The 13,918-nt window shown below is 53.0% G+C and carries 9 protein-coding genes; all 9 read left to right on the top strand.

Going from position 1 to position 13,918, the window contains the following annotated elements; all coding sequences use genetic code 11:
• The first annotated feature begins 11 nt into the window (after nt 1-11).
• Nucleotides 12-1,826 carry a RagB/SusD family nutrient uptake outer membrane protein gene (locus ACO064_RS09405; protein WP_421827127.1) on the top strand — a complete coding sequence of 605 codons (1,815 nt, stop codon included), beginning with the start codon at nt 12-14 and terminating at the stop codon, nt 1,824-1,826.
• A 153-nt stretch (nt 1,827-1,979) separates the two neighbouring features.
• The gene (locus ACO064_RS09400; RefSeq protein ID WP_421827126.1) at nt 1,980-3,662 is read left to right on the top strand and encodes a glycoside hydrolase family 43 protein; all 1,683 of its coding nucleotides are present in this window, start codon (nt 1,980-1,982) and stop codon (nt 3,660-3,662) included.
• Between the two features lie 160 nt (nt 3,663-3,822).
• The gene (locus ACO064_RS09395; protein WP_421827125.1) at nt 3,823-4,341 is read left to right on the top strand and encodes a VOC family protein; all 519 of its coding nucleotides are present in this window, start codon (nt 3,823-3,825) and stop codon (nt 4,339-4,341) included.
• A 98-nt stretch (nt 4,342-4,439) separates the two neighbouring features.
• Nucleotides 4,440-6,023 (top strand): glycoside hydrolase 43 family protein, encoded by a 1,584-nt coding sequence (locus ACO064_RS09390; protein ID WP_421827124.1) that lies wholly within the window; start codon nt 4,440-4,442, stop codon nt 6,021-6,023.
• 183 nt (nt 6,024-6,206) lie between these two features.
• Nucleotides 6,207-8,288: an alpha-L-fucosidase gene (locus ACO064_RS09385; RefSeq protein ID WP_421831004.1), complete on the top strand. Its 2,082-nt coding sequence runs from the start codon at nt 6,207-6,209 to the stop codon at nt 8,286-8,288.
• A gap of 164 nt (nt 8,289-8,452) precedes the next feature.
• Nucleotides 8,453-9,616 carry an alpha/beta hydrolase-fold protein gene (locus ACO064_RS09380; protein WP_421827123.1) on the top strand — a complete coding sequence of 388 codons (1,164 nt, stop codon included), beginning with the start codon at nt 8,453-8,455 and terminating at the stop codon, nt 9,614-9,616.
• A gap of 15 nt (nt 9,617-9,631) precedes the next feature.
• Nucleotides 9,632-10,708 (top strand): alpha/beta hydrolase, encoded by a 1,077-nt coding sequence (locus tag ACO064_RS09375; protein WP_421827122.1) that lies wholly within the window; start codon nt 9,632-9,634, stop codon nt 10,706-10,708.
• An 87-nt stretch (nt 10,709-10,795) separates the two neighbouring features.
• Nucleotides 10,796-11,914 carry an alpha/beta hydrolase-fold protein gene (locus ACO064_RS09370; RefSeq protein ID WP_421827121.1) on the top strand — a complete coding sequence of 373 codons (1,119 nt, stop codon included), beginning with the start codon at nt 10,796-10,798 and terminating at the stop codon, nt 11,912-11,914.
• Nucleotides 11,915-12,003: 89 nt separating this feature from the next.
• Nucleotides 12,004-13,893, top strand: a complete 1,890-nt coding sequence (locus ACO064_RS09365; protein ID WP_421831003.1) for an alpha/beta hydrolase-fold protein — start codon at nt 12,004-12,006, stop codon at nt 13,891-13,893.
• Nucleotides 13,894-13,918 lie beyond the last annotated feature (25 nt).

Genomic DNA, 13,918 nt, shown 5'->3' with positions numbered 1-13,918 from the left:
TGGATCGAATCATGAAAACGATAAAAATCTGGTCCATCATTGGCCTGACAGCTTTGCTCAACACGGGCTGCGAAAAAATACTGGAAGAGAATCCCCAATCACAGATCGTTCCTTCCTATTTCAACAGCCCGTCGGGGGTATTGGGCGGTATTGCCGGGGTCTACAACGACATTCGGGGCCAGTGGGGCACCGAAGGGTTCACGGTCGAAATGCAGGCCGGAACCGATGAGTTTTTGCAGGGAGCCAGTAGCGGTGGGTCTCCGACCTATACATACAACGGCCTGAACAGCAGCAACTTCGGCTCAGCCTGGAGTGTTGCTTTTCAGGACATCAACACGCTGAACGGCGTCCTCCAATACGGTCAGACGATCGATTTGCCGGACGCTACCCGCAAGCAGTACCTGGCACAGGCCAAATTTTTGCGGGCGTTCTGGTACTTCTATCTGGTGCAAACCTATGGCGATGTGCCACTGAGTACCGAATTTATTACGGTTCCCTCGCAGGCCGCTTCCCGCCAGCCGGTTGCTCAGGTGTATGAGTTGATAATCAAGGATCTAACCGAAGCTGCCACGGATCTGCCCAACCAGCCAACCGCCCCATTTCTGGGCAAAGCCGCTACGAAACCGGTGGCGCAACTGCTGCTGGCCAAGGCGTATCTGACCCGGGGCTGGCTCAACAATACGGCGGCTGATTTTACGCAGGCGGCCACCATTTGTGCGGACATCGTTGCCAACAAAGCAGCGTATGGTCTGGATCTATGGCAGGATTATGGCGATGCGTTTGTACCGGCCAACGACTATGGGAAAGAAACCATGTTTGTCAGCGATCACGTACTCGACCCGAAATTTGGCTACTATACTGTGGGCAGTGGGGCCAGTGGTGGTGCCGCTCAAAATCTGACGCCCTGGTTTACCAACTGGAATTATCCCAACAATACCGGTATCAATTCCTACAAAAGTGCTGCGGGAGCCTACGTAAACAGCGGAACCTCGTTGATGATCCGGGATTCGCAGTATGGACGGCCTTATACCCGGATGCGCCCGAACAGTTACAAATGGCCCTCCGGCGCGAATGCCGGGAAAAACTACTTTCTGGATCAGGCGTTTACGAACCGGAATGTCGATTCACGGTTTATCAACTCGTTCTATACGGTTTATATTTCCAATACCGCCGTTACGAACACCGCTACGGCCGCCAACAACAAGCGGGGCATTGGTTATACCACCGTCGTGGGAGCCGACACCGCCGTTTGGTTGCCCGACTTTGAGGTGGAAGGTGCGCCACAGTTCATCGGTACACGGCCTTTCAAAGGGCTGGTTGTTCCGCCCAGCCTGTGGGATAACGGCATTTATCCGGCTTTGAAGAAATTCATGGACCCCAGCCGGGGTGCCAACTTCAACGATCCGTCGACCCGCCCCTGTGTGCTCTACCGTTTTGCGGATGTCTATTTGACGGGTGCCGAAGCCTACCTGAAAGCGGGCGATGCGACGAAGGCGGCTGCAATGCTGAATACGGTTCGGCAACGGGCGGCTTTCCGGAAAACCAACACGGCGGCTCAGAACGCGGCTGCCGCAACGGCCATGACGATTACACCGACTGATGTAACGGTCGACTTTATTCTGGACGAACGAACCCGCGAACTCTTTGGCGAGTGGCAACGGTGGCATGACCTGGTCCGGACCCGTTCGCTGGTGCGACGCGTGAAAGCCTGGAATCCGGAAGCGGCCACCAATATCCAGGATTTTCACATGCTGCGGCCCATTCCCCAGGCGCAAATCGACCGGGTGGTGGAAGGGCCGAAGTTCCCGCAGAATCCGGGTTATTGAGTAAGAAAAGTTGGTAGATAAATTGCGCAGACGTAAGAGGCTTTTGACCTCTTACGTCTCTTTAGCGTTACGATAAACCACTCAGGCCGGAAGAACACACTGTTTTTGCGGCCCACCAACCTGGCTATTGATGTTAAGATTGCTATGAAAAAGATGAAAAATGTTTTCCCGGCTGCTTTGCTGGCGCTTGGTATTTTTTTGAGTCACGTCCTTTTCGCCCAGACAACCACCCTGGTCAACCCCATCCTGACCGGTTTTTACCCCGATCCGAGCATCGTGCAGGTTGGCACCGACTACTACCTGGTCCACTCGACGTTTTCCTATTTTCCCGGCATTCCGGTTTTTCACAGCAAGGATTTAAAAAACTGGAAGCAAATCGGGAACGTCATCGACCGGCCCACTCAAATGGATTTCATGGGTGAACGGCTGACGCGGGGGCTTTTTGCACCGGCCATCAGTTACTACAAAGGCACCTACTACCTCACCTGCACCGACATCGACCACGATGGCAATTTCGTGGTGACGGCCAAAAATCCGGCTGGCCCGTGGAGTGATCCGGTTAAAATCCCGCAGGTAAGGGGCATCGACCCCTCCATCTACTTTGACGAAGCGGCCGACAAAGCCTATATTTTATACAACAGCGATGCGCCCGGTAACAAACCGTTGTATTCGGGACATCGGACCATCCGCATGTATGAATTTGATTACCAGAGTTTAAAAGTTGTCGGAGAAGAAAAACAACTGGTGAATGGTGGCGTTGACCTCAGCAAAAAACCGGTTTGGATCGAAGCCCCCCACCTCATGCAACGGAACGGCTGGTATTACCTCTACGCGGCCGAGGGCGGAACGTCGGTCAACCATTCGGAAGTGATCTTGCGGAGCAAAGAGGTCTGGGGGCCGTATGTGCCCTTTGAGGGCAATCCGATCCTGACACAGCGGGAGTTGCCCGCCGACCGGAAAGACGCCATTACGTCGGCGGGTCACGCGCAGTTTGTGGATGGACCCGACGGCAAGATGTATTGCATTTTTCTGGCGGTACGGCCCTACGAAGGCGATTATTACAACACCGGCCGTGAAACGTTCATTGCACCCGTCACCTGGACCAACGACTGGCCCATGATCGAGCATGGCGAGAAAGCAATTTCATACAGGTATCCGGTTAATTACAATGAGGTGAAACAGAAAGACGCGTTGCCCCAATCGGGTAATTTTGCGTATACACTGACTTTCGACAAGGCACTGGACCCGGCGCTGCTGTTTATGCGCACCCTCGATAAAAGCTGGTATTCGCTGTCGAAAAAACAGGGACTGACGCTGAAACTGAAGCCCGAAACCGTCATGGAACTGGGCAATCCGGCATTCATCGGCAAACGTCAGCAGCACCTGTTCAGTACGGCAGAAACCGAGCTGGACTTCACCCCAACATCCGAAAAAGAAAAAGCCGGACTGATCATTCTTCAGGATGAGGGCCATTTCTACTTTCTGTGTAAATCCAGATCACAGGACAAAGACGTGCTGCAACTCTACAAAAGCAAACCGCGCTCCAAAGAGATGGAACTGTTGACCGAGGTGCCGCTGACTGGAAAAACCGGGAAAGTGGGTCTGCGAATTGCATCGCAGGGGGATACGTATAATTTTCAGTATTCCACTGATGCTAAAAACTGGAAGCTTCTTCAGGACAAGGTGGACGGTAAATTCCTGAGTACCAAAGTAGCGGGCAGCTTTATTGGTTGCCTGTACGGTCTGTACGCGACGTCGTCGGGAGACGCCGGCACGAATACCGCTTCGTTTCAGTACCTGAAATACGCGGGGGATGACCCGATGTTCAAAAAATAGATAGAGTGAATCTGATTGACCGTCGATTGTAAAACAGCGCTTTATCATCCCGTGATAACGTTGAAAACCGTAGCCTAAAATGGAAAAAGCCCCCTCGCTTTAATCAAATCAGACTGGTAACGTGTTAATGAAAAATTTTATCAAAATGAATAACAAACCAATGACTGTCTGTAACTGTGTCAAAATAACTCTATTGGTGTTTGGGTGCGTTCTGAGTTCCTTCGCACAATCTAATTTCAGCAGCAAAGCCATTGGCATCGGGGTTGTGGTAGCGGATCTGGATCGCTCCCTGGACTTTTATGTCAACGGGATTGGCATGGTCAAAACCGGCAGCTTCACGATTAATGAAGAGTTTGGCAAACGCTCGGGCCTAACCAATGGCGTACCGGTTTCGGTCACCATTCTAAAACTCGAAAACAGCCCCGACGCCACCGATTGGAAGTTGATGAGCTTCGGCAAAAAAGCCACCCATTCGTCCCAGAAGTTCATCCAGGATGATACGGGTATGCAGTACATCACCATCCAGGTAAAAGCCCTGAAGCCCATCATCGACCGACTGACGCAGATGAAAGTCCCGTTTCTGGGCGATACGCCCACGCCCTTGAATGCAAAATCACACTTTGTATTCGTGCAGGATCCGGATGGGACGTTTGTGGAGCTGATCGGCCCATTGGAATAATATACGCAGACAAGAGAAGAAAGAAGGAGACAAGAGAATGCGATCTTATCTCTTTTCTCACTGATCTGACGGTCGGACAGGGCATTAAAACTCTTTGCATGAAAAAGCTTCGTATTCGGTCAGGGATTGTGATGGTGGTTCTGCTGGTGACGGTTTTGGGATCGAAAGCCCAAACTGCCCGGAACCCGGTGATCTTTGCCGATGTGCCCGACCTGTCCATGATTCGGGTGGGCAATACCTATTACATGAGCAGCACTACCATGCACCTGAGTCCGGGACTGCCGATTATGAAATCGAAAGACCTGGTAAACTGGCAGCTAGTTGGTTATGCGTATGACACGCTGGCGAATGTGGATGCGTTGAACCTGACCAACGGCAAAAGCACCTACGGACGCGGGTCGTGGGCCAGCAGCCTGCGTTATCACAACGGCACTTACTACGTAACCACATTTGCCCAAACCACCGGTAAAACCCATGTTTTTACGACCAAAGACATCGAAAAAGGGCCGTGGAAAGAGACGTCATTTAAACCGTCGTACCACGATAATACCCTATTTTTTGATAACGACGGTCGGGTGTACCTCATTTACGGCGCGGGCAAACTCCGGTTGGTCGAACTGACTGCCGATGCTTCGGGCGTGAAGCCCGGCACCACCGAGCAGGTGCTTATTGAGAACGCCAGTACGCCATCCGGCACGGGCGGTGGCCTGCCTGCCGAAGGCTCGCAACTGTTCAAGGTGAAGGGCAAATACTACCTGTTCAACATTACGTGGCCGCGGGGAGGCATGCGAACCGTGGTGATTCACCGGGCCGACAAAATCACGGGGCCGTGGGAAGGGCGAATCGGTTTGCAGGATTTGGGTGTAGCGCAGGGCGGTTTGATCGATACGCCGGATGGGAACTGGTATGCATACCTGTTTCGGGATTCTGGCGGAGTCGGGCGCATTCCGTATCTGGTTCCGGTGACGTGGGAAGACGGCTGGCCGGTTTTGGGCGTCAATGGAAAAGTACCCGAAACGCTCAATTTGCCTGCCAGCAAAGGCCTGATTCCGGGCATTGTGGCTTCGGACGAATTCACGCGGAAGAAAGGAGATTCTGCACTGCCGCTGGTCTGGCAATGGAACCACAATCCGGACAACCAGCTCTGGTCGGTTACGGAACGGAAAGGCTATCTGCGGCTGAAAACCGGACGGACCGATACCTCGTTTGTGCTGGCCCGAAACACCCTGACGCAACGGACCATCGGCCCGGAATGTACCGGATCTACGTTACTCGACGTGACCAAACTGAATGATGGAGATTTTGCCGGGCTGAGTCTGTTACAGAAAAACTACGGTTTAGTCGGCGTAAAACGGGAAAATGGTCAAAATTTCCTCGTCATGGTTAGTGCAGCTTCCGGTAAACCGCTGGAAATCCAACGGGTTCCGCTGGCGCAAAAAACCGTCTATTTAAAAGCCGAATGTAATTTTAAAGACCGGGCCGACATCGCTCAGTTCTTTTATAGCCTGGATGGGAAGTCGTGGCAATCCATCGGTGAGCGGCTGAAAATGCCCTACACCATCCCGCATTTTATGGGGTATCGGTTTGGTTTGTTTAACTATGCCACGCAGCAGACGGGCGGTTTTGCCGACTTCGATTATTTCCGAATAGAAGACAAAATTTCGCAATCCTCCCGAGACTAAACCCTTTATGAAAAAGACTTTTTCTGCCATTACGCTTCTTCCTGGCTCACTACGGTGTAGCCTCAACGCTTCGGCGCAGGATAAATATTTTTACATTTACCTCTGGTAGATTGAAACGTACCTACTACACCGATGCGCCCAGGCTGTTCAAAAACGGATGATTTCATCCACTTTAAAAAAATGATGCAAAAAATTTTTGCGATCGGGTTGATCCTGCTGTTCCATCAGGCGGGATTTGCCCAACCGACACTGCCCCAACCCGTTGGCCCGCTACCCAGCGAAAACCAGTTGCGCTGGCAGAAAATGGAATATTATGCGTTCATCCATTTTTCGATCAACACCTATACCGATATGGCCTGGGGCCTCGGCAACGAAGACCCGGCCTTGTTTAACCCGACCAAAATGGATTGCCGGCAGTGGGCCAGGATTTGTAAGGAGGCCGGAATGAAAGGCATCATTTTTACGGCCAAACACCACAGCGGTTTTTGCCTCTGGCCTTCCAAATACACCGAATATTCCGTAAAAAATGTACCCTGGCGGAATGGGAAGGCCGACGTCGTGCGGGAACTGGCCGATGCCTGCAAGGAATACGGGTTGAAATTCGGGGTGTATCTGTCGCCCTGGGACCGCAACCACGCCGACTACGGGAAGCCCGAATACATCACCTATTTCCGCAACCAGTTGCAGGAGCTACTGACCAACTACGGTGACATTTTTGAAGTCTGGTTCGATGGCGCCAATGGCGGTTCCGGTTATTACGGTGGCGCGAATGAAACCCGTAAAATCGATTCTAAAACGTATTACGACTGGCCCAATACCTACAAACTCGTGCGCAAGCTCCAGCCCAACATCGTCATCTGGAACGACGGGGGCGACCGGGCCGACCTGCGCTGGGTCGGCACCGAAGCCGGGTATGTGGGCGAAACCAACTGGAGTTTACTGAATGCCACCGGCGATGTGCCGGAACAAATGCTGCGCCACGGCGTCGAGAATGGCGATGCGTGGGTGCCGGGTGAAGTCAACACCTCCATTCGTCCCGAATGGTTTTACCACGAGCGCGAAGACAAAAAGGTAAAAACCTTGCCCCAACTGATGGATCTTTATTATAACTCCATCGGTCGAAACGGGACGTTGCTGCTCAATTTTCCGATCATGCCCAACGGGCTGATTCACGAGAAAGACGAAAAAGCCGTGCAGGAATTTGCCAAAGCAACCAAAGAAGCGTTCGCCGTCAATCTGGCCAGAAATGCCCGGGCCACAGCCTCGCAGGTACGCGGAAAAAAACCGGCTTACGACGCCGGAAAAGCCATCGATGCCGATCCTGAAAGCTATTGGGCCACGGACGATGCTGTTCGAAACGCATCGTTGACGCTCCGGTTTGCGAAACCCACGGCGTTCAACCGGTTTCTGGTGCAGGAACCCATTCGGTTGGGGCAGCGGGTCAATTCGTTTACCGTGGAGGCTTTTGTCGATGGGAACTGGAAAGAAATTGCCAAAGAAACGACCATCGGGTATAAACGCATTCTGCGGTTTCCGACCGTTGAAGCCACGCAACTGCGGCTGACGATTCTGGATGCCAAAGGTTGTCCGTTGATTTCAAATCTGGAGGTTTACAAAGCCCCGTTGATTTTGACGCCCCCCATCGTTACGCGCGATCAGGCTGGCGATCTGCACATCAAGGCTGGTGATACCGAATCGGAATTGTATTACACCCTCGACGGTAGTACGCCAACCGCCAATGCGAATAAGTATACGGTTCCCGTAAAAACCGGTAACGGCAAAGCAGACATCAAAGCGATTGCCTACAATCCGTTTACGAAGCAAAGCAGCATCGTCAGCGAAGAGAAATTTGACATTGCCCGCAACGGCTGGAAAATCCTGAATACGGATGCCAAACCGGCGTATCAGGTGTTGGATGGCAACCCCACTACGTCCTGGCAACAACCCAAAAGCCAACCCATGCCGACGGATCTGGTCATTGATCTGGGGAAAGAAGAAACTTTGACCGGTTTTCGGTATCTGCCTGCCCAGAACTGGTGGGAAGAAGCCAGCATCATCACCCACTATCAATTTGAGGTTTCAGCCGATAACGTCACGTGGAAAACCGTCAGCGAAGGCGAGTTTTCGAACATTAAAAACAGTCCGGTCTGGCAAACCAAACCGTTCGAACCCACCAAAGCCCGGTACATTAAACTGCGGGCCTTGAAAAATACGCAGGAAGGTTCGGCATCGGGTTACGCGGAAGTAGACATCATTACCCAATGAGTGTAGAAGTTTTAATAGTCCTTGTTAAAGTTTGCCCCCAACCCCCTAAAGGGGCTTTTGATCCGGATTTCAAGCCCCCTTTAGGGGGTTGGGGGCAAACTTAGGACTGTCATAAAAATGATACAGCTATAAACAACCAAATAACTCACAAACCTTAACAACCTATGAATCAACAAACAACCAGCCATTTGTGGCTTCTCTGGGCAGCCCTAATCTGCCTCTACACCGGAGCAGTCGCCCAGCCGCCACGCGGTCCGCTGGTGGTGTCACCCCAGGTGAACGCCGATAAATCCGTTACGTTCCGTTACCTGTCTCCAATCGCCAAAGAGGTTAAGCTGAGTGGGCAGTTTTTGAAAGCGCCCGTCGAAATGAGCAAGGATGCCCAGGGAATCTGGAGCGTAACGACGGAACCCATCAAACCGGATATTTACCCGTACAGCTTTCAGGTGGATGGGGTTACGGTGATGGACCCCGCCAACGTCGCGTTTTTCCCGAACGAGCGGTTTAAAGCCAGTCTCGTGGATATTCCCGGCGAAACGCCCCTGGTACATGCCCTGAAAGACGTTCCCCACGGTTCGATCAACTACGAATACTATCCGTCGCTGGAAGGCACAACCGGTTCGCTGGTGGTATATACACCACCGGGCTACGACCAGAGTCCATCGAAAAAATACCCGGTTTTCTACCTCATCAGTGGCACGACCGATACCGAAGAGACCTTCTTTAAAGTGGGAAAAACGAATCTGATTCTCGACAACCTGATTGCCGAAGGCAAAGCCAAACCGATGATCATCGTCATGCCCTACGGCAATATCGCGGCCCGGGTCGCCGAGCAGAAAGGGGGGGGCAAACCCGCCGATCCGACGGTGCGGGACGGAGCCGATGCGGTCAAACGGGCCAACGATTTTGCGACGGATCTGGTGAGCCGGGTTATTCCGTATGTCGAGAAAAACTACCGGACGGTGGCGAACCGGGAAAATCGGGCCATCGGCGGTTTTTCGCGCGGGGGTGGGCAAACGCTCCGCACGGCATTCAGCAACCTGGACAAATTTGCGTGGGTGTGCAGCTACAGCTCGTACCTGTCGCCCGCCGAAATGGACCAGAATTTTCCGCAAATCGGCGGCAATTCCGCGAACACGAACAAGCAACTGAAGCTGTTCTGGGTGAGTGTGGGCAGCGACGATTTTCTGTACAAAGGCACCGTTGAATTTATGGACTACCTGAAGGCGAAAAACGTGGCCTTCAAAAGCCTGATTACCGATGGCGGTCATACCTGGATGAACGTCAAAAAGTACGTTGCCGAAACCACGCCTTTACTTTTCCAATAAGCCCCGCCCGATCCCATGAAACGCAGTATCTACCTCTTCCAGGCTTTTCTTTTGTCGGCTATTGCGGCAATCGCCCAGCGGCCGCCGTCCATCAGTTCGCCCGATGTGCATCCCGACCACAGCATTACGTTCCGGTATTTTTCCAGAAAAGCGCAGAAAGTGACGCTGAACGGCGAGTTTCTGAAAGCACCGGTAGACCTGACGAAAGATACGTCGGGCATCTGGAGCGTGACGGTGCCGCCCGTCAAACCGGACATTTATCCGTACAGCTTTTCGGTGGACGGCGTTCAACTTGCCGATCCGAGCAACACGTACATCTTTGCCAATGAGCGCTTTAAACGGAGCATCGTCGATGTGCCGGGCGACCAGCCGCTGATTCATTCGCTCCAGAACGTGCCGCACGGCAAAGTCAGCTACCGCTATTACAAATCCGGTACGTTGGGCGTTACCCGGCAGCTACTGGTTTATACGCCACCCGGTTTCAATCCGAACGGGAAAACCAGATACCCGGTTTTATACCTCATTCACGGCGGCTCCGATACCGAGGAAACCTGGACCAAAGTGGGCCGCGCCAACCTGATTACCGACAATCTGATTGCGCAGGGAAAAGCCAAACCGATGATCATTGTCATGCCGTATGGCAATGTCCGTCCGAGTCCAATGCCGGATTTTACCAAAGACGTGGTCAATGACATTGTGCCGTTTATCGAAGCGAATTATCCCGTCGGCAAAGACAGCAAAAGTCGGGCGGTGGCCGGTTTTTCGGTGGGCGGTGGCCAAACCCTCAACATCGGACTGACCCATCCCGACAAGTTCGCGTACGTGTGTTCGTATGCGCCTTACACCGCGACGGAAGAGTTTAAAAAGAACTTCACCGACTGGTCGCCCAACGCCGGGCAGATGAACGGGCAATTGAAGCTGTTTACGATCAGCGTCGGCACGGAAGATTTTCTGTATGAACCGGTGAAACAGAATATCGCGATGTTCAAGGAGAAGGGTTTGGAAGTAGAACCGCTCATTGTGCCGGGGGGCCATACCTGGATGAACTGCAAGCTTTATCTGGCCCATACGTTGCCTCAGCTTTTTAAGTGATTACTCAGACGATTGACCATCGTCAATTGTCAATCGTCTGACCGTCTACTTTATAAACCTGATTTCTAAACTTTAACCAATACCCCAATGACTCGTCACACAATCATGGTTTTCGTCGCAGCCGCTTTGACCAGTACAACCTGTTTTTCGCAGGCCACCCAACCGGCGGTGGCTGAGGATTTCAAGCCCTCCACCCTGAACCAGCCGGGGCAGGAATACCCGCAGGTGAACTCCCAGGGATACACCCGGTTTCGGATCAAGGCCCCCAAAGCCGATAGCGTTCGGGTGAGCCTGGGGTTGGGCGGACGCGGAGGAACCCGACTCGCCAAAGGAGACGACGGTTTCTGGACCGGCACCACGGAAGGCCCGATGGACGAAGGCTTCCATTACTACCACCTGACCGTGGACGGCGGCACGTTCAACGATCCCGGTGCTTTGAATTACTACGGGTCGGTTCGGTGGGAGAGTGGGATTGAAATTCCCGCGCACGATCAGGACTTTTACGCCCTGAAAGACGTTCCCCACGGCAACGTGCAGCAGATTCTTTTCCCGTCCAAAAGCACCGGTACCTCGCGCCGGGCGTTTGTGTATACGCCACCGGGCTACGAAAAAGAGAAATCGAAAAAATATCCGGTGCTCTACCTGCAACACGGCTGGGGCGAGGACGAAACCGCCTGGAGCAACCAGGGACGCGCCAATCTGATCATGGACAACCTGATTGCGGAAGGCAAAATCAAGCCGTTTATCATTGTGATGACCTACGGCATGACCAACGAGGTGAAATGGGGCCGGATGAAGGATTTCAAAATTGAACATTTCCAGACGGTGCTGGTCGACGAACTGATTCCGTATGTGGATGCCAACTTCCGCACCCTGGCCAACAGAGACAATCGGGCGATGGCCGGGCTATCGATGGGCGGCATGGAAACCCACGCCATTACGCTCAACAAACCGGATGTTTTCGGATCGTATGCCCTCCTCAGCGGTGGCATCTATACGCCGGAAGAGCTGAAAGACAAGTCGAAAGCCAAACTGATCTTCCTGAGCTGCGGAAGCAAGGAAAACCCGGATCGGGTGAATAAGGCGACCGCCGATTTGAAAGCGGCCGGTTACAAGGTGGTTTCGTACGTCTCCGAAAAAACCGCCCACGAGTTTCTGACCTGGCGTCGCAGTTTGCATGAGCTGGCTCCGTTGCTGTTTAAGTAGTAAAGAGTTCTTAAAAACGCATCGAAGACATGAAAAATAGCTTATTCCGGAAAGTGGCGTATCTCGCCGTAACCATTGCGGTTGCCACGATGACTGGCTCAACGGCCTATTCGCAACCCATCGAAAAAGAAATGCCCACGGGCTTCGATCAGGTGCGCACGGGCATCGCCACCGGTAAACTGGATTCGGTTCAGTACGAATCCAAAACCGTGGGTACCACCCGCAAAGCCCTGATTTACACCCCACCGGGGTATTCCAAAAAGAAGAAATATCCGGTACTGTACCTGCTGCACGGCATCGGGGGCGATGAGAAAGAGTGGCTCCGGGGAGGCAAACCGCAGGTGATTCTGGATAATCTGTATGCCGAAAACAAGCTGGAACCGATGATCGTGGTGATGCCCAACGGCCGCGCCATGAAAGACGACCGCGCCGTGGGCAATGTGTTCGACAAAGACAAGGTGGAAGCGTTCGCGACGTTTGAGAAAGACCTGCTGACCGACCTGATTCCGTTTGTGGAGAAGAAGTATTCCGTTCTGAAAGACCGCGAACACCGGGCCATTGCCGGGCTGTCGATGGGGGGCGGGCAATCGTTGAACTTTGGCCTGGGCAATCTGGACAAGTTTGCCTGGGTGGGCGGTTTCTCGTCGGCCCCGAACACGAAAAAGCCGGAAGAACTGGTGCCGAATCCGGAAGAAGCCAGAAAACAGTTGAAACTGCTCTGGATTTCGTGCGGGGATAACGACGGACTGATCACGTTCAGCAAACGCACCCACGATTACCTTTACGAAAACAAGGTTCCGCACGTGTATTACATCGAACCGGGCGTGCACGACTTCAAAGTCTGGAAAAACGGACTTTTCATGTTTTCCCAGTTTCTTTTTAAACCCGTCGATGTCGCGTCTTTGACAAAATTTACGATTCTGGGTACCCCGGCTTCAACCAACATCCGCTCCGCGAAATACCCGCAGATTTTGCCCGATAACCGGGTGGTTTTTCGGGTCAAAGCGCCGGAAGCGCAGAAAGTGCAGATCGATCTGGGTAAAAAATACGCGATGGTAAAAGACACAAGCGGTTTCTGGACCGTCACGACCGATTCCGTCAGCCGGGGTTTTCACTATTATTCGTTGCTGATCGATGGCGTTGCGGTGGTCGACCCGGCCAGTGAAACCTTTTACGGCATGGGACGGATGGCGAGCGGTATTGAAATTCCGGATCGGGACGGTAGTTATTATGCGTTAAAGGACAACCCGCATGGCGACATTCGGGTGAAACGGTATCTTTCCAAACCGTCGAACACCTGGCGCGAGATGTACGTTTACACCCCGCCGGGCTATGATCAGTCGGCGGAGAAATATCCGGTTTTGTATCTGCTGCACGGCGGGGGCGAAGACCAGCGCGGCTGGGCCACGCAAGGCCGAACGGGGGTGATTCTGGACAACCTGATTGCTGAAAAGAAGGCAAAACCGATGGTGGTGGTGATGCTGGACGGCAACATGCCCAACGCGGGCGGACTGGCTGGTTTCAACGAAAACGTCCTGCGCGCTTTTGAAAGTGAACTGAAACAGAACGCCATTCCGTTTGTCGAAAGCAACTTCCGGGTGGAGACCGACGCTAAAAACCGGGCGTTGGCCGGACTCTCGATGGGTGGTTTGCAGACCTTGTACGCGGGCATCAAGAATACCGATCTGTTTTCGTCGCTGGGCGTGTTCAGTTCGGGCTGGTTTGCCAACAATCCCAAGCTGTCGGACCCGCAGTACGAATTCATGAAAACCAATGCCGCCACCATCAACGGCAACCTCAAAAACCTGTGGATTTCGATGGGCGGGAAGGAAGACATTGCGCACCAGAACTGCCAGGTGATGATGAAAAAGTTCGACGACCTGGGCATCAAATACCAGTATAGTGAGTACGCGGGCGGACACACCTGGCCGGTCTGGCGGCACGATCTGTTTGGATTTGCGCAGGTGCTGTTCAAGTAAAAGGGCGTTTCAGAACCGGATGCCG

Source organism: Larkinella sp. (assembly GCF_965227735.1).
Classification (GTDB): Bacteria; Bacteroidota; Bacteroidia; order Cytophagales; family Spirosomataceae; genus Larkinella.
Note: the sequence above shows the minus strand (reverse complement) of the source record. Positions and strands in the feature narration are given on the sequence as shown.

Coding starts and splice junctions, on each gene's coding strand:
- ACO064_RS09405 (WP_421827127.1), top strand. CDS start 12: ATGAAAACGATAAAAATCTGGTCCATCATTGGCCTGACAGCTTTGCTC.
- ACO064_RS09400 (WP_421827126.1), top strand. CDS start 1,980: ATGAAAAATGTTTTCCCGGCTGCTTTGCTGGCGCTTGGTATTTTTTTG.
- ACO064_RS09395 (WP_421827125.1), top strand. CDS start 3,823: ATGACTGTCTGTAACTGTGTCAAAATAACTCTATTGGTGTTTGGGTGC.
- ACO064_RS09390 (WP_421827124.1), top strand. CDS start 4,440: ATGAAAAAGCTTCGTATTCGGTCAGGGATTGTGATGGTGGTTCTGCTG.
- ACO064_RS09385 (WP_421831004.1), top strand. CDS start 6,207: ATGCAAAAAATTTTTGCGATCGGGTTGATCCTGCTGTTCCATCAGGCG.
- ACO064_RS09380 (WP_421827123.1), top strand. CDS start 8,453: ATGAATCAACAAACAACCAGCCATTTGTGGCTTCTCTGGGCAGCCCTA.
- ACO064_RS09375 (WP_421827122.1), top strand. CDS start 9,632: ATGAAACGCAGTATCTACCTCTTCCAGGCTTTTCTTTTGTCGGCTATT.
- ACO064_RS09370 (WP_421827121.1), top strand. CDS start 10,796: ATGACTCGTCACACAATCATGGTTTTCGTCGCAGCCGCTTTGACCAGT.
- ACO064_RS09365 (WP_421831003.1), top strand. CDS start 12,004: ATGACTGGCTCAACGGCCTATTCGCAACCCATCGAAAAAGAAATGCCC.